Raw genomic sequence first — 16,062 nt, 5'->3', positions numbered from 1 at the left:
CGCCTCAGGCTCCTCCCCAGAAAAGCCGGATGCCCTCGACCACCGGCCCGAGCGAGAGCGCGGGCAGGTAGGTGATGATCGAGATCACCACGGCGACCAGGATAAAAATGAGGGAGAAGACCGGGCCGTCGGTGCTGATGCCCTGGGCGGAATGGGTCACCCGGGGCTTGGAGGCCATGTTGCCCGCCACGGCGAGCAGCGCGGTCATCGTGAAAAGGCGGCTCACCCACATGCAGATGCCGAGCGCCGTGTTGTAGAAAGGCGAGTTCGCCGCGAGCCCGCCGAAGGCGGCCCCGTTGTTGTTCGAAACCGAGGAGAAGGCAAAGAGGATCTCGGTGAAACCGTGCGGCCCGGAGGACGTCACGGCATTCGTGCCGGCCTCGGTCACGCAGGCCACCGCGGTGCCGATGAGCGTGCAGATCGCCGGCACGAGTAGCGCCACGCACACCATCTTCATGTCGTAGGCGTCGATCTTCTTGCCGATGTAGCGGGGCGTGCGCCCGATGAGCATGCCCAGCACAAAAACCGCGACGATGGCGAGCCCGAGCATCGTGTAAAGGCCGGAGCGGGCGCCTCCGAAGACCACGTCGCCCAGCTCGATCAGCCAGAGCACGACCCCGCCGCCCAGCGGCAGCATCGAATCGTAGGAGCCGGCGGCGGAACCCGCGGAGCTAGCCGCCGAGGTCGCGGAAAAAAGCGAGGTGAGCATCGCCCCGAGCCGCACCTCCTTGCCCTCCATGTTTCCGAAGCCGGGCGAGACGCCCTGCGCGACGATGAGGGGATTCGCGCGCCCCTCCGACCAGGCGATGAGCAGGAACGCCGCGGTGAAAACGAGCGCCATGCCGAAAAGGATGGAAAAGCCCTCGCGCACGTTGCCCGTCATGCGCCCGTAGGCGAACACAAGGCTGCTCGCCATGAGCAGCATCATGACGATCTGCACGAGGCAGATGAAGGCGGTGGGCGTTGCGAACGGGTGGGCGGAGTTCGCGTTGAAGAAGCTTCCGCCGGTCACGGTGAGCAGCCGCAGTGCCTCCTGCGAGGCTGCGGGGCCCGCCGCGATGTGCTGCGTCGCCCCCTCGAGCGTCTTCAGGGTGATCATGGCCTGGTCGGTCTGCACGCAGCCCTGGGAGACGAAAAGCAGCGAGACGAGAAACGCCGAGGGCACCATGAGCCAGAGCACGCAGCGCACCATGTCCTGCCAGGCGTTGCCAAGCGAGGGCTCGCGGCTCTGCACGAGACCCCGCGCGAAGGCAAACGCGGCGACTACGCCGATCGAGGACGACAGGAACACGAGCACCGTGAGCCCCACGGTCTGCGAGAGCAGGCTCATCGTGCTCTCGCCCGCAAAGGACTGCCAGGTCGTGCTCGTGGAGAAGGACACCGCCGCGTTGAAGGCAAGGTCGGGCGAGAGCCCCGGATAGTGCAGGGGATTGAGAGGCAGGAGGTCCTGGAAGCGGAAGATGAGGTAGGCGGCCACCGTTCCCACGACGGTGAGCGCGATGAGCGACAAGCAGTACTCGTGCCAGTCCATCGGCCTGCGCCCGCTCTCGCCCAGCGGAAAGAGAAAGACGCCTTCCACGCGGCGCATCCAGGCAAAGCGGCCCGCGAGCCTGCCGCTGAACACCGCGTCCATGTACAGGCCGAGAGGCACGCTCGCGGTGAAGATCACCGCGAAGACCCCGAGCAGCAGGAAGACCGCGGAAAGTTTCATCAGTCAAGCAACTCCGCGTTGAACAACACGGCAAGGAGGTAGATCAGCACGAACACTGCGGCGATGCCCCCCAGCCACAGAATCCAGGCAGGATCAGTCATCTGCGCCCCCTGTACCTGCGGCAAATGCCGAGAAAAACCAGCGCGAGCCACACCAGGGCGGCGAAAAGCGCCGCGTAGAGAATGTCGCCCATCAGCCCCCCTCCCCCCGGCCGCCGCTGCCGAGCCGCTCGATCCGCTGCTGCGACACGGCCCCGAGGAAATTCCGGGCAGGGCCGCGGCCGGGGATCACGGCTTCGGGATCGAGCTCGAGCAGCGGCTCGAGCACGAAGGCCCGCTCGTGCATCCTCGGGTGCGGCACGACCAGCTCCGGCGCGAGGCTGATCTGAAGCTCTCCGTAGAGCTCGAGGTCCAGGTCGATCGTCCGCGGCGCGTTGTGCACTCCGGGCGGCCTCACGCGCCCGAGCTCACGCTCGATCTTCTGCAGGCCGTGCAGCAGCTCCAGCGGCAGGAGCGTCGTCTCGACCAGGGCCGCCGCGTTCGTGTAATCGGGGCCCCCGGCGTCCACCGGAGCGCTGCGGTAGAGGCTGCTCATCCGGACCGAGATCACGCCCGGCAGCGCCGCGATCCGGCGCGCCGCCTCCCGAAGCGCCGCGGGCGCGTCGCCGAGGTTCGCGCCGAGCCCAATGCAGGCCGTCACAGGCGAGCGCTCTGTCATCGCCTCAGCCCTCCCTCACATCCGGATCGGCCTTGGCAGGCCGGTAGGGACGCTGCTGGCGCGTGAGCTTCCGGTCGGATTCCGGCGGCACGAAAAACGTTGTCGGAGCCTCGGGGGCCTTCGCGCGGCTGCGGCGGCGCCTCGGGCCGCGGAAGCGCCTGCGGCCCTCGCCCGCATCCTCGGAGTCCTCGCCCTGCGGGCGCGGGATCGGCCCCTGGCCGGGCTGCGGATTGAGGGCGAGGGAGGCGGCCTCAGAGGGCTGCAGGGGCGCGGCCCGCCGCTTTGCGGAGCCGGCCCTGCGGGCCTCCTTTTCGGCTGCCGCGACCAGCGCGTGGCGCTCCTGCTCGTCCGCCTCGTAGAAGTTCTTCCACCACTGCACGACCTCGACCGGGACCTGACCGATCTGTGCGCGCAGCATCATGAAGTCGTAGGCCGCGCGGTACTTGGGGTGCTCGACCAACCCGAAGGGCGCCTTGCCGTAGCGGCGCTCGAAGCGGTACTGCAGCATCCAGATGAGGCGGATGTCGGCGATGTAGCGGCGCTGGATCGTGAGGTTTTGACACTGGCTGTCAAGCACGAGCCCGCTGGCATCGTAGAGCGCCTGGGGGCGGCTCTCGCCCTTCGCGATGAAGGAGTTCCAGCGCTTGAGCATCTGCGGCCACAGCAGCGTCGCAAAAAGGAAGGCGGGCGAGGTTTTCTTGCCCGCATTGATGCGCTCGTCGGTGCGCTGGAGGGCGAGCATCAGAAACTTCTCGCCCTCGGAGGCGGTATCCATCAGGTCGAGCACCGGCAGCAGCCCGTGGTGCAGCCCCTCGCGCTTGAACTCCCTGATGCAGGCCAGAGCGTGGCCGCTCGTGAGCAGCTTGATGATTTCGTCAAAAAGCCGCGCGTCGGGCACGTTCTTGAGCAGCGGGGCCATCTTCGGGATGGGGCGCCGCGTCTCCTCGTCGATGCGGAAGCCGAGCTTCGAGGCGATGCGCACCGCCCGCATCATCCTCACCGGATCCTCGCGATAGCGCACTTCGGGGTCGCCGATGATGCGCAGGCACTTCGCGCGCAGATCCTCGTAGCCGTTGTGGTAATCGAGAATCTCCTGGGTGGCGGGGTTGTAGTAGAGCGAGTTGATCGTGAAGTCGCGGCGGGCCGCGTCCTCCCACATCTCGCCGTAGATGTTGTCGGAGATCACGCGCCCGTTCTCGTCCTTGCGCACGCCCTGGGTGTCGAGCGAGCGGAAGGTCGCGCATTCGATCACCTCGCGGCCGAAAATCACATGCACGAGCTTGAAGCGCCGGCCGATGATGATCGCGCGCCGCTCGCAGGCCTTCACCTGCTCGGGCGTCGCGTCGGTGGCGACGTCGAAGTCCTTCGGCGTCACCCCGAGCAGCATGTCCCGAACCGCGCCGCCGACGATGTAGGCCTTGAAGCCGCGCCGCTGCAGCGCCTCGCAGGTCCGGATCGCCTGCCAGGCGACAAGCTTCGGGTCGATGCCGTGGACCGAGGCCGGAATAATCCTCGGAGTCTTCTGAACCTGCGTGCCGGCCGTAACGCCGAGCATGTTCCTTACCTTGCGTACAAAAGTCTGAAAAACTGCCATTTCTTTATTTTCATCAAGAACCCGCCCTTCAGCTCGAAGGCTGCGGGCGGGCGTCATCCTGGCCTTCCTCCGCGCGCTTCGGGGCAAAGCACTGGCGCACGAGCGCGCGGGTGACGCGCCGGGAAGTCTTCAGCGCGTAGCGCTCCACCTCAAACACCGCCTCGGTGAGCGTGCCCATGTCGCGCGGCAGGTGCAGCAGCAGCCACTGCCGGGCGTCGTCCGGCAGCTCAATTCTGCTGTCGCGGGCGATCTTGGCAAGCGCCCGGTCCTTCTGCTCGTCGGTGAGCGGCCGCACCTGGAACACGAGCCCCCAGGACAGCCTCGAGAGCACGTCCGGGCGGCCCTTCATCTGGGAGGGCGGGCGGCTGCCCGCCGTGACGAGGCAGTAGTCCGGAACCCCGCCGCTGCCGGGGTGCGCGTGCACCTCGTTCATGAGATCGAAGAGCTGCTGCTGCTCCGGCTCGGAGAGCGCGTCGACGTCGTCGACCGTGTAGATGCGCCTGCCGGGCGCGAACCGGGGCACCCGTTTGAATCCCGCAAGGGGATCGATCGCGTGCAGAAGGTGCGTGCGGCCCACGCCGGCCCCGCCCCAGATGTAAATGAACTGGGCGGAAGGCCGGGCGTTCTCGACTGCGGAAAGCACGGCGACGAGCTCAGCGTTGTCGCCTACGGCGAAATTGCCAAGACTCGGCGCCGGCCGGATCTGCAGATCCAGTGTGAGCTGCTCTTGTGCCATTTAAAGCGGTCGGACCTCGGTGAGCCGCGCCGCGCTGACAAACAGGCGGTCTGAAACTGACTTCACGGAAAGCCTAGACTAGAATCTTTAGAATAATGTAACTGCGCAGGATGAAGTTTACCGCGCTCCTCTTTTCTCATGTTTCTCTGAGACCGCACTCATGACACAACTTTCGTACGATGCCGCCGGCGTTTCCATCGACAACGGCGATGAACTGGTCGAACGCATCAAGCCTTTCGCGAAACGCACCCTGATTCCGGGAGTCCTTGGCTCCATCGGGGGCTTCGGCGCGCTTTTTGAAATCAGCAGAGACTACAGGGAGCCGGTGCTCGTGACCGGCACGGACGGCGTCGGCACGAAGCTGATGCTCGCGTTCCGGCTGAACCGCCACGACACCGTGGGCCAGGATCTGGTCGCCATGAGCGTGAACGACGTGCTGGTGCAGGGAGCGAAGAACGTCTTTTTCCTCGACTACTTCTCCTGCGGGAAGCTCGACGTCGACATCGCCGAGCGCGTGGTGAAGGGCGTCGCCAGGGGCTGCGAGCTCGCGGGCTGCGCGCTCATCGGCGGGGAAACGGCCGAAATGCCGGGCATGTATCCCGAGGGCGAGTACGACCTCGCGGGCTTCGCCGTGGGCGTGGTGGAGAAGTCCAGGATCATCGACGGCTCGGCCGTGAAGCCGGGCGACGCCGTGCTCGGGCTGGCCTCCTCCGGCCCGCACAGCAACGGCTTTTCCCTCATCCGCAAGGTGGTCGAGGTGAGCGGCGCGGACTGGAACATGCCCTTTGACGGAGCGACCCTCGCCGACCGGCTGATGGAGCCCACACGCATTTACTGCAAATCCGTCATGAAGGTGCTCGAACAGGTGCCGGTGCACGCGATGGCCCACATCACGGGCGGCGGCCTCGTGGAAAACGTTCCGCGCGTCATCCCGCAGCACAGCCAGGTGGTGATCCACCGCGACGCCTGGAAGCGGCCGGCGATCTTCGACTGGCTGCAGCAGCAGGGCGGCATCGCCGACGATGAGATGCTGCGCGTCTTCAACAACGGCATCGGCATGGTGGTGGTCGTCCCCGCTGAGGCCAAGGACGCCGCTCAGGCCGCTTTCGAACGCGAAGGCGAAAAGGTCTACGAGCTGGGCGAAGTCGTCCCCCGCCGCGATCCGAAGGATCCCGGCTGCGTCGTGATCTGACCCCCGCCCGGGGCGAAAAAGGCGCTGTCCCCAGATGCGGGGGAGAAGCGCCGTCCGAGCCGAAGGCCTGCAGGGACGCCGTCCCTCTAGAGAGCCTTCGGCTTTTCTTTGACCGCAGCCGCGGGCAGCCCCCAGGGCTGGCCGGCCAGCATTGCGGCGGCCTCCCGCCCCGACTCTTTCACGCAGGGATCAAAGACGGCTGAGACGGGCATGGAGCGCAGCCAGGTGATCTGCCGCTTGGCCAGCTGGCGCGTCGCGGCAACAGCCTTTTCACGGAACTGCCGCTCGGAGACGCCTCCTCTGAGGAACTCGAGGGCCTGGCGGTAGCCGACCGAGCGCATGGCGGGGCTGTCCGGATCAAACCCGGGCAGAGCGGTGAGCCTCTTCACTTCCTGCAGGAACCCCCCGGCAAGCATCGCATCGAACCGCCGCGCGATCCTCTCGTGCAGCCAGGCCCGGTCGGAGGGGATGAGGGCGGCCGTGAAAAAAGAAAACGGCGCTTTTTTCGGGGGGTGCTCGGCAAGCAGCTCGGTCATCGTCCTGCCCGTCATCCGGTAAAGCTCGAGGGCCCTGCTGATCCTCTGGCTGTCCAGGGGCTTGAGCCGCGCGGCCGCCGCGGGATCGACCCGGGCGAGCTCGGCGTGCATCGCCTCCCAGCCGCGCCGCGCGCCTTCCCGGAGAACCTCCCCGCGCACCTGCGGGTCCGTGCCCGGCAGGTCCGAGAGCCCGCGCAGCAGCGCATTCGCATAGAGCATGGTGCCGCCCGCGAGCACCGGCAGCCGCCCCCTCGCGCGGATCTCCGGCACCAGCCGGCAGACGTCGGCAAAGAAATCGGCCACGCTGTAGGGCTCGCCGATGTCGCGGATGTCGATCAGGTGGTGGACCACGGCGAGGCGCTCCCCGCGCGTAGGCTTGGCGGTGCCGACGTCCATGCCGCGGTAGACCAGAGCCGAGTCGATGGAAACAATCTCGGCGGGCAGCCGGCGGGCGAGCTCGAGCGCGAGCGCGGTCTTCCCGCTGGCGGTGGGCCCGAGGATCATCAGAGCATCAAAGGCCATCAACGCCCCCGCAGGAAAAGTCGGTCCAGATCGGCCAGCGAGAGCTGCACCCAGGTGGGGCGCCCGTGGTTGCACTCGTCGGCGCGCTCGGTCTTCTCCATCGAGCGCAGGAGGCTGTTCATTTCCTCGCGGGTGAGCAGCCGGTGCGCCCGCACCGCCCCGTGGCAGGCCATCGTGGAGAGGATCTCGTTGCGGTGCTCCTCGAGCAGCCTCGTGCCCCCGTAGCGCCGGAAGTCCGCGAGCACCTCGCGGATCAGCCCGGGGCCCTCCTCATCGATGCCCTGGGAGATTACCGCCGGGACGCTGCGCAGCTTCAGGTGCTCGGGCGACGCGGCCGAGACGTCGAGCCCGAGGGTGCGCAGATCCTGCGCATGCTCCTCAAAGGTCGCCATGTCGACCGGGTCCACGGAAAAAACGAGCGGGATGAGCAGCTGCTGCACGGGCATGCGCGAGGCATCCATCTGGGCCTTGAGCCGCTCGTAGCAGATGCGCTCGTGCGCGGCGTGCATGTCGACGATCACGAGCCCCTCGCGGTTTTCCGCGAGGACATAAATGCCGCCCACCTGGGCGAGGGCCTCGCCGAGCGGATAGGGGTTGTCCCGGGTCGCAAGCCCCCCGCCGCCGCCCGCCTCAGGGCCGGGCTGCGCGGGGGCGGCCTCCGGGGCGCCGCCCGCGGGGGGAGCGAGCGTTTCAAACTCGTCGGGAACGCGCTCCGTCCCGGCCCCGCCGCCGGGATCAAAGAGCCTGAGGCAGCCCATTCCGGGAACCGGGGGCCTGCGCCGGTCATAGCCCGGGGCGGCCGCGCGCGAGACCTGCCTTGAGGCGCGGAAGGCTGGAGCCGCTTCCGCAGCCCCGGCCGGCCGGGAAAAGAACTCGGCCGCGCGCGGCAAGTCCTGCGCCTCGGGCTTCGGGCTCTCCCCGGAGAGCGACTCCGGGGCCTGGCCTCCGGACATCGCCGGAGCGAGCGCGGCCTCCACCGCATGGAAGACGAACTGGTGGACGCGCTGGCTCTCGCGGAAGCGCACCTCGTTTTTGGTCGGATGGACGTTCACGTCGACCTGCGAGGGATCCACCTCGAGAAAGAGGCAGAAGGAGGGCTGCGCGCCGTTGTAGAGCACGTCGCTGTAGCCCTGGCGCAGGGCGTGCAGGAGCATCCGGTCGCGGATGCAGCGCCCGTTGACGAAGAAGTACTGGGCGTCGCTGCGCGAGCGCGCGGCGGTCGGCAGCCCCGCCCAGCCGCTCACCTTCAGTCCCTCTGACTCGGCGAACACCTCGCGCGAGGCCTGGGCGAAATCGTGCGGCAGGATCGCGTTCGCGCGCTCCCGCGCAGACTGCGCGGGCAGCACCGACACGGCGCGCCCGTTGGCGAAGAAGCGCATCTCGACGCCGGGGTGGGAGAGAGCTGCGTGCTCGAACTCGCGCAGGCAGTGCGCGGTCTCCGTCGCCTCCGATTTGAGAAACTTGCGCCGGGCCGGAGTCTTGAAGAACAGATCCGTCACCTCGACCCGCGTGCCCGTCTCCCCGGAGGCGGGCTGAACGCCCTCCGGACCGATGCTCCAGGCGTGATCCGCCCCGGGCACGCGGCTCGTGAGCACCAGCCCCGCGATCGAGGCGATCGAGGCGAGGGCCTCGCCGCGGAAGCCCAGGCTCGCAACGGACTCGAGCTCCAGAAGGCTGTGGATCTTGCTCGTCGCGTGGCGCCGCAGCGCCAGGGGCAGCTCCTCCTTCGGGATTCCACAGCCGTTGTCCGACACCGCGATCCTGCGCAGTCCCCCGCCCTCGATCCGCACCTCGATGCGGCCGGCCCCCGCGTCGATCGCATTCTCGACGAGCTCCTTCACGACGGAGGCGGGCCGCTCCACCACCTCGCCCGCAGCGATCTGGCTGATCAGCTGGTCGGAGAGCTCCGCGATCGGCCTGCGGGCCACGCTCTTTTCTTCTGGCATTCGTCACTTTCCTCGAGTCGGCGGTAACGGGTTATTGACCGCTTCCTTGTTATCATATGGAAATCTGCGGAATCCATCCGCCCTTTTCTCTGTTCGTTCTCTATGGATTTAGCGAGCATCGGCCAGCTGTTTACCGATATGAACGGGTTCCTTGCGAACCTTGCCGACAGCCACGGTCTCACCATTTACGCGGTCATCTGCCTGATCTTTTACCTGGAGACGGGAGTCTTCGTCTTTTCGTTCCTGCCGGGGGACTCGCTGCTGTTCGTCGCGGGCACGGTCGCCGCGGCCGGCACCTCCAGCCCCTTCGGACTCATCCTTGCGGTGGTGATCGGGGCGGTGATCGGCAACACCCAGGCCTACACCTTCGGGCGCTGGTTCGGGGGCAAAATCTACACCCACAACTTCCGCTTCCTGAACCGCGAGAAGCTTTTCAAGGCGGCCGCCTTCTACGAAAAGCACGGCGGGAAAACCGTCTTCCTCGGTCGCTTCCTGCCCATCGTGCGCGCCTTCGTGCCGATCATCGCGGGGGCGGCGGGCATGACCTCCGCGCGGTTTGAATGCTATTCGTTCAGCGGAGCCGTCGCCTGGGCGGTGAGCATCATCGGGGCGGGCTACCTTTTCGGCAACATCCCCATCGTCCGCGACAACCTCACGGTGATCGTGATCATCGGCGTCGCAGGCGCCTTCTGCGGACCGATTTTCGTCGCCTGGCTGCTGCAGCAGCTCAAAAAATTCGAGCGGCGCGGCGCCGCTCAGGCGCGCAAGGACTAAGCGCGCCGCGCCCTTCCCACTCCCCGGCCGAGGAGTGAAAACGGTCCGGCCCCGCCGCGCGGGGCCGCCTCTTGCTCAGAGCTTCACCGGATCGTCGGCCCTCGCCTCGAGCGCCGCCACCGCCGGCAGAGTCTTCCCCTCAAGGAATTCGAGGAACGCACCGCCGCCCGTGGAAATGTAGGAGACCTTGTCGGCAACGCCGAAGGAGCGAACCGCGGAAATCGTGTCGCCTCCCCCCACGATCGAGAAGGCGCCCTGGGCGGTGGCCGCCGCAACGGATTCAGCGAGCGCCTTCGTGCCGCCCGCAAAAGGCTCCATTTCGAACACGCCCACCGGGCCGTTCCACACGATCGTTCTGGCGGCGCGGACTTCGCGGTCGAGCGCGCGGCGCGACTCGGGCCCGATGTCAAGGATCATCTCGTCGTCGGCCACCTCGCCCACCGCGCAGGTGCGGTACGGGCCTTCGGGCGAAAAGCTCTTGGAGACCACCACATCGACGGGCAGCGGCATTTCGGCCCCCTTCGACTTCAGCGTCTCGAGCACCATCAGGCACTCCGGCACGAGGTCGGGCTCGGCCAGCGACCTGCCGATCGCTGCGCCGCGGGCGAGCAGGAACGTGTTGGCGATGCCCCCGCCCACCACAAGCCGGTCGACCCGGCCGGCGAGGTGGTTGAGGATCGTCAGCTTGGTGGAGACCTTGGAGCCGGCCACGATCGCCATCAGGGGATGGCGCGCTTCTTCGACCGCGCGGGTGAGCGCGTCGATTTCCCGGGCGAGCAGCGGCCCGGCGCAGGCGACCTTCGCGACCCGCGCGACGCCCTCGGTTGAAGCCTGGGCACGGTGCGCGGTGCCGAACGCGTCGTTCACATAGACGTCGCAGAGCGAGGCATAGCGCCGCGCGAGCTCCGGGTCATTCTTCTTTTCGCCCTTGTTGCAGCGGCAGTTCTCAAGGAGAACGATCTCGCCGGGCTTTACCTCGACTCCGTCGAGCCAGTCGCGCACGAGCGGCACCCTGCGGCCGAGCAGCTCCGAGAGCCGCGCGGCGACGTGCTCGAGGCTGTCCTCGGGCCTGAGGCTGCCCTCGGTCGGGCGGCCCCGGTGGCTCATCACCATCACGGCCGCGCCCGCTTCGAGCGCCATGCGGTAGGCGGGCAGAGAAGCACGCAGACGCGTGTCGTCAGTCACGTTTCCCGCCTCGTCGTGAGGGGCGTTGAGGTCGCTTCGGATCAGGACGCGGCGGCCTTTGAGCACGCCGGACCCGGCCAGTTCTTCGAGTGTTTTGACCCGCATGGATCACTCCCGTAAAAATGTGGGAAGAAAAAGGAATCAAGCGGGAGGCGGCGGGCCTCCCCTTGCAGGCGCGTCTATTGTAAAAGCCGCACCGTCAAATGGACAGGGCGCCCAGCAGCTCAGCGCGCCCGGCCGGCCTTCCAGCCGCCTTCAGGCTCTGCCGCCCGCGGCGGCAGCCCCGGGCGGGCCTTCCGCGGACGAATGACCGCCGCGCAGATCGCCCTCAGCAGCACCACCTCGTCATCGCTCGGCGCGGCGCGGTCAAAAAGCGTGCGCAGCCGCTCCATGATCCGATGCGGGTCGCCCGGGGCGGTCATCCCGACCGCTTCAAGCGCCCGCTCCAGGTGTCCCATGAAGCCGTCCATCGCCTCGGCCGAGGCGGGGGCGGCGCGCCGGAAGCGCTTTTCCCAGGGCAACAGCGTCCCGCCTTCGCCTGAAGCGAGCCGCAGGGCGCGCCTCATCTCATAGGCGCAGACCTGCACGGCCTGCGCGAGGTTGAGGCTCGTCATCGACTCCGAGGCGGGGATGGCGGCGATGCCCTGGCAGAGCAGCACTTCGCTGTTCGCAAGCCCGTCGCGCTCGGTGCCGAACACAAAGGCGATGTCGCCCGCGGCCCCGGGATCGGCGAGCATCCGGGCCGAGGACCGGGCCGCTTCCTCGAGCCCGCAGATCGGCGGGCCGTACTCCCGGTCGTAACCCGAAAGCGCCCAGGCGAAGCGCACGCCCTCGAGCGCCTCGCTCAGGGTATCGGTCCGGCGACTCGAGCGCAGGACGTCGAGCGCCTGGGTGGAAAGACGCACCGCATCCGGGTCCTCGCGGTAGTCCCGCACCCGGGGATTCGACACCCAGAGGCTGCCGAAGCCCATGGTTTTCACCGCGCGGGCGGCAGCGCCGATATTGGCGGGAATGCTGGGATCGGCGAGCACGAAGCGCACGCGCGAAAAGGAATCCTTCATCTGCTTGAGACTTCAAAGGGGAAAAAATCAGGGAAAAAGCAGGCGCGGCCCGCCCCTCCGCTGGAGAAGAGGGCCGTCCGGGCGGCCCCGGGGCCTTTCCCCCGGGCCACAGAGCGCCTTACTTTGCTAGGGCCATCGCGCGGGCGGTGTCGAGCATGCGGCAGGAGAAGCCCCACTCGTTGTCGTACCAGGAACCGACTTTCACGAAGTTCGAGCGTCCGCCGATCACGCGCGTGAGCGTCGCGTCGAAAGTCGAGGAGACGTGCGTGTGGCAGAAGTCGCAGGAGACCAGCATTTCGTCGCTGTAAGCGAGCACGCCCTTGTAGTCGGGCTTCGAGGCCTCATCCTTCATGATGGCGTTGACTTCCTCGGGGGTCGTCTCCCGGGCCGCCTCGAAAGTGAGGTCGACGAAGGACACGTCCATCGTGGGCACGCGCATCGCGAACCCATCCAGCTTCCCGGCGAGCTCGGGCAGCACCACGCCGATCGCCTTCGCGGCCCCGGTCTTGGTCGGGATCATCGAGGCGATCGCAGAGCGGGCGCGGCGGATGTCCTTGTGGTTGCGGTCGAGCAGCACCTGGTCGTTGGTCACCGCGTGGACGGTGGTCATGAGGCCGTGGACGATGCCAAGCCTGCGGTTGAGAGCCTTCGCGAGAGGCGCGAGGCCGTTGGTCGTGCACGAGCCGTTCGAGACGACCTTCATGTCGGGCGTGAGAATGCCCTCGTTCACGCCGAACACCACCATCGCGTCCGCGTCCTTGCTAGGCGCGGAGATCAGCACCTTTTTCGCACCGGTCTTGAGATGGACGCCGGCGGTGTCGCGCGTGCGGAACTTACCGGTGCACTCGAGCACCACGTCGACGCCGCACGAGCCCCAGTCGATCTCCTCGGGGTTGTAGGTCGAGAAGGTGCGGATGCGGTCGCCGTTCACGACGAGGTCGCGCCCGTCGGCCACCTCGACTTCGGCGTTGAACAGGCCATGCGTCGAATCGTGGCGCAGCAGCAGCCGGTTGGTTTCAATCGGGCCGGTCGCATTCACCGCCACCACCTTCACGTCATCCCAGAGCTTCTCCTCGTAGAGGGCGCGCAGCGCGCAGCGGCCGATTCGGCCGAATCCGTTGATGCCAAGGCGAATTGTCATTTAAGGTTCCTTTAGTCCTTTCGTGTACTTTCCAGGAGTTGAATCGTTAGTCCTTCAGCGCAGGAGATCCTTCACGCGGGCCACGCCGTTTTCGACCGTGAAGCCGAAGAGCGGCCACAGGGCCGAGGCCGGAGCCGAAGCCCCGAAGCGGTCGATGCCGATCGAGCTGCCGCGCCCGCCGAGATAGCGGGCCCAGCCGGCCGTGACGCCGGCCTCAATGGTGAGCACCGGCAGCCCCTCGGGCAGCACGCTCCTTCTCCAGACCTCGTCCTGCGCGTCGAAGCGCTCGGTGCACGGCATGGAGACCAGCCGGACGGGGATCCCCTCCTCGGCGAGCTTTGCCTGGATGTCGGCCGCGAGCTGGACCTCGGTGCCGGTCGCGACGATCACGGCGCGCGCCCCTTCGGCGTCCCGCAGCACGTAGCCGCCGCGCCTGATGCTCTCGGCGCAGTCGCCCTGCTCATGCATGAAGCGGGCGCCCTGGCGCGAGAAGATGAGGGCGCTCGGGCCGTCTTTCTTCGCGATCGCGCATCCCCAGGCCACCGCCGCCTCAACCGTGTCGCAGGGCCTCCAGACGTCCAGCCCCGGGATGAGCCTCAGGCTCGCCGTCTGCTCAACCGGCTGGTGGGTCGGCCCGTCCTCTCCCACGCCGATCGAGTCGTGAGTGTAGACGAAGATCGAGCGGATCTTCATGAGCGCGGCCATGCGGATCGCGTTCTTCGCATAGTCGGAGAACGTGAGGAAGGTGGCCCCGAAGGGAATGAGCCCCCCGTAGAGGGCGATGCCGTTCATGATGGCCGACATCGCGAACTCGCGCACCCCGTAGGAGATGTGCCGCCCGGAGAGGTGGTCGGCCGAGAAAGACTCGACCCCGGCCCAGTTGGTCAGATTCGAGCCGGTGAGGTCCGCGGAGCCTCCGAGCATCTCGGGCACGTGCGGGCAGATGGCGGAAAGCGCCTTCTGGCTCGCCTTGCGGGTGGCGACGGTCTCGGCGGCCTGCTGCGCCCCGGAGACGGCCGCGCGCACCACTTCGGCGTAGTCCGCGGGCAGGTCGCCGGCGATGCGGCGGCGCAGCTCCGCGGCGAGCTCCGGATAAGCCTTCTCGTAGCGCGCGAACATCTCGTCGTAGGCCGCCTCGAGCCGGGCTCCGGCCGGACGCGCGTCAAAGGCCCTGTAGACATCCTCGGGGATCTCGAAGGGGCCGTACTCCCAGCCGATCGCCCGGCGGGTTGCGGCGATCTCCTCCCCGCCCATAGGCGAGCCGTGCACTTTGTTCGTGCCCTCGAGCTTCGGGGCGCCCTTGCCGATCGTGGTGCGGCAGATGATGAGCGTCGGCCTCTCCTCCTGCGACTCGGCCTCGGACAGCGCCCGGTCGACCGCGTCGATGTCGTGACCGTCGATCGGCCCGATCACCTTCCAGCCGTAGGCCTCGAATCGCTTCTTCGTATCATCGCGGAACCACCCCGAGACGTTTCCATCAATCGAAATTCCGTTGTCGTCGTACAGCGCGATGAGGCGCCCCAGGCGCCAGACGCCCGCAAGCGAGCAGGCCTCGTGGCTGATGCCCTCCATCATGCACCCGTCGCCGAGGAACACGTAGGTGCGGTTGCTGATGACGGGGAAGCCCGGGCGGTTGAATTCCGCGCCGAGGATCTTCTCGGCAAGCGCCATGCCCACGCCGTTGGCAATGCCCTGCCCGAGCGGTCCCGTGCTCGTCTCCACGCCGGGGGTCACGCCGTATTCAGGATGGCCCGGAGTGCGCGAGCCAAGCTGCCGGAAGGCGCGGATGTCGTCCATCGACAGGTCGTAGCCCGTGAGGTGCAGCAGCGCGTACTGCAGCATGGAGCCGTGCCCGTTCGAGAGGATGAACCGGTCGCGTCCCAGCCACTTCGGATCGGCGGGATTGTGCCGCAGATGCCGCGTCCAGAGCGCCACGGCGATGTCGGCCATGCCGAGGGGCATGCCGGGGTGACCCGATTTCGCTTTCTGGACGGCATCCATGGCAAGGGCGCGGATCGCGGAGGCGAGCCGCTGCGGGGAAACTGAAGAGTTGGGCATTTTTGTATGCTAAGGATTCTGAGAGGTGAATTAATATTGCGATCGGGGGAAACGGCGGCGAGCCGCGCCCCGTCCCCTGGAATTTTAATGTCTTTCGGCGGCCTCTAGCGGCAGAAGGCGCCCCGGGGTTCCAGGGCGGCAACCGCCGGGAAAAGGAGTTTTCAACTTGACCACCCCTCGTTTTTACGTGCCCGGGCCCTGGGCCGAAGGCCGCATCGAGCTGCCGGAAAAGGCCTCGCACCATGCGATGATTGTTCTTCGGCTGCGCTCCGGCGACCGGGCGGAAGTCTTTGACGGCCGCGGCAGGCGCGTGGAGGGCTCCCTGGAATTCAGCAGCGGGGGCACCGCGCTGCTCGACCCGAAGCCGCTCGAGCGCAGCCTCGAGTCCCCGCTGCGGCTCACGCTCGCCCAGGCCTTCGTTTCTCCCGAGAAGCTCGACTGGATCGTTGAGAAGGCCGTCGAGATCGGCGCGGCCGAAATCGACCTTTTCCCGGCCCGGCGCTGCGTGACGCGGCTCTCGGGCGAAAAACTCAGAAAGCGCCTTGAAAAGCTGGAGACGTGCGCCATTGCGGCCTGCGAGCAGTGCGGCCGCAGCGTGCTGCCGCCGGTGAAGGCGTGGCCCAGCCTCGAGGCCATGCTCTCGGGGGTGCGCGCCGAAAGGCGCTTCATCCTCGCCCCGTCGGCCGGGTGCGCGCCCGCGCTTTCGGGCGCATCTTCGGCCGCCTTCGCCGTCGGCCCCGAGGGAGGATTCGAAGACTCGGAGCTGCTCGCGGCCGACAGCCTCGGGTGGGAGCGCGCCCTGCTCGGCCCGAGGATCCTGCGCACGGAGACCGCAGGGCTCGCGGCGCTCGCGGCGGCCAACGCGGTCGCGGGCGACTACCTCCTCTGA

At 67.6% G+C, this 16,062-nt stretch carries 14 protein-coding genes; 3 read left to right on the top strand and 11 right to left on the bottom strand.

Features of this window, described 5'->3' with window-relative positions:
* Nucleotides 1–4 precede the first annotated feature (4 nt).
* The 5 genes from kdpA to MAF45_RS07670 form a co-directional block, all read right to left on the bottom strand.
* On the bottom strand, nt 5–1,711 hold the full coding sequence (gene kdpA / locus MAF45_RS07690) for a potassium-transporting ATPase subunit KdpA (RefSeq protein WP_237979053.1): 1,707 nt from the start codon (nt 1,709–1,711) through the stop codon (nt 5–7).
* Complete coding sequence (locus MAF45_RS07685) at nt 1,711–1,812, bottom strand: potassium-transporting ATPase subunit F (RefSeq protein WP_237979052.1); 102 nt, start codon at nt 1,810–1,812, stop codon at nt 1,711–1,713. The genes kdpA and MAF45_RS07685 overlap by 1 nt, the downstream gene beginning before the upstream one ends.
* A gap of 91 nt (nt 1,813–1,903) precedes the next feature.
* The gene (gene folK, locus MAF45_RS07680) at nt 1,904–2,428 is read right to left on the bottom strand and encodes a 2-amino-4-hydroxy-6-hydroxymethyldihydropteridine diphosphokinase (RefSeq protein WP_237979051.1); all 525 of its coding nucleotides are present in this window, start codon (nt 2,426–2,428) and stop codon (nt 1,904–1,906) included.
* Between the two features lie 4 nt (nt 2,429–2,432).
* Complete coding sequence (gene pcnB, locus MAF45_RS07675; RefSeq protein ID WP_237979050.1) at nt 2,433–4,022, bottom strand: polynucleotide adenylyltransferase PcnB; 1,590 nt, start codon at nt 4,020–4,022, stop codon at nt 2,433–2,435.
* Between the two features lie 28 nt (nt 4,023–4,050).
* The gene (locus MAF45_RS07670; RefSeq protein ID WP_237979049.1) at nt 4,051–4,758 is read right to left on the bottom strand and encodes an HdaA/DnaA family protein; all 708 of its coding nucleotides are present in this window, start codon (nt 4,756–4,758) and stop codon (nt 4,051–4,053) included.
* Between the two features lie 160 nt (nt 4,759–4,918).
* Here MAF45_RS07670 and purM point away from each other — a divergent pair, with 160 nt between their 5' ends.
* Nucleotides 4,919–5,950, top strand: a complete 1,032-nt coding sequence (purM, locus tag MAF45_RS07665; RefSeq protein ID WP_237979048.1) for a phosphoribosylformylglycinamidine cyclo-ligase — start codon at nt 4,919–4,921, stop codon at nt 5,948–5,950.
* 86 nt (nt 5,951–6,036) lie between these two features.
* Here purM and miaA read toward each other — a convergent pair whose 3' ends face one another.
* Together miaA and mutL are read right to left on the bottom strand one after the other, a co-directional pair.
* On the bottom strand, nt 6,037–7,008 hold the full coding sequence (gene miaA, locus MAF45_RS07660; RefSeq protein WP_237979047.1) for a tRNA (adenosine(37)-N6)-dimethylallyltransferase MiaA: 972 nt from the start codon (nt 7,006–7,008) through the stop codon (nt 6,037–6,039).
* A complete protein-coding gene (gene mutL, locus MAF45_RS07655; RefSeq protein WP_237979046.1) occupies nt 7,008–8,954 on the bottom strand; it encodes a DNA mismatch repair endonuclease MutL in 1,947 nt (648 codons plus the stop codon). The genes miaA and mutL overlap by 1 nt, the downstream gene beginning before the upstream one ends.
* Before the next feature lie 102 nt (nt 8,955–9,056).
* Between mutL and MAF45_RS07650 the strand changes: the two genes are divergently transcribed.
* Nucleotides 9,057–9,728 carry a VTT domain-containing protein gene (locus MAF45_RS07650; protein ID WP_237979045.1) on the top strand — a complete coding sequence of 224 codons (672 nt, stop codon included), beginning with the start codon at nt 9,057–9,059 and terminating at the stop codon, nt 9,726–9,728.
* 75 nt (nt 9,729–9,803) lie between these two features.
* Here the strand turns inward: MAF45_RS07650 and MAF45_RS07645 are convergent, their stop codons facing one another.
* The 4 genes from MAF45_RS07645 to tkt form a co-directional block, all read right to left on the bottom strand.
* Complete coding sequence (locus MAF45_RS07645) at nt 9,804–11,018, bottom strand: phosphoglycerate kinase (RefSeq protein WP_237979044.1); 1,215 nt, start codon at nt 11,016–11,018, stop codon at nt 9,804–9,806.
* A gap of 119 nt (nt 11,019–11,137) precedes the next feature.
* On the bottom strand, nt 11,138–11,974 hold the full coding sequence (locus MAF45_RS07640) for an RNA methyltransferase (protein WP_237979043.1): 837 nt from the start codon (nt 11,972–11,974) through the stop codon (nt 11,138–11,140).
* A gap of 118 nt (nt 11,975–12,092) precedes the next feature.
* Nucleotides 12,093–13,115 carry a type I glyceraldehyde-3-phosphate dehydrogenase gene (gene gap / locus MAF45_RS07635; RefSeq protein WP_237979042.1) on the bottom strand — a complete coding sequence of 341 codons (1,023 nt, stop codon included), beginning with the start codon at nt 13,113–13,115 and terminating at the stop codon, nt 12,093–12,095.
* Between the two features lie 54 nt (nt 13,116–13,169).
* A complete protein-coding gene (tkt, locus tag MAF45_RS07630; protein WP_237979041.1) occupies nt 13,170–15,173 on the bottom strand; it encodes a transketolase in 2,004 nt (667 codons plus the stop codon).
* 166 nt (nt 15,174–15,339) lie between these two features.
* On the opposite strand from tkt, the gene MAF45_RS07625 reads away from it, so the two are divergent.
* Nucleotides 15,340–16,062, top strand: a complete 723-nt coding sequence (locus MAF45_RS07625; protein WP_237979040.1) for a 16S rRNA (uracil(1498)-N(3))-methyltransferase — start codon at nt 15,340–15,342, stop codon at nt 16,060–16,062.

The sequence above is a fragment of the Mesosutterella porci genome (assembly GCF_022134585.1).
GTDB classification, from domain to species: domain Bacteria; phylum Pseudomonadota; class Gammaproteobacteria; order Burkholderiales; family Burkholderiaceae_F; genus Mesosutterella; species Mesosutterella porci.
This window is presented reverse-complemented; position numbering and strand designations above follow the sequence as displayed.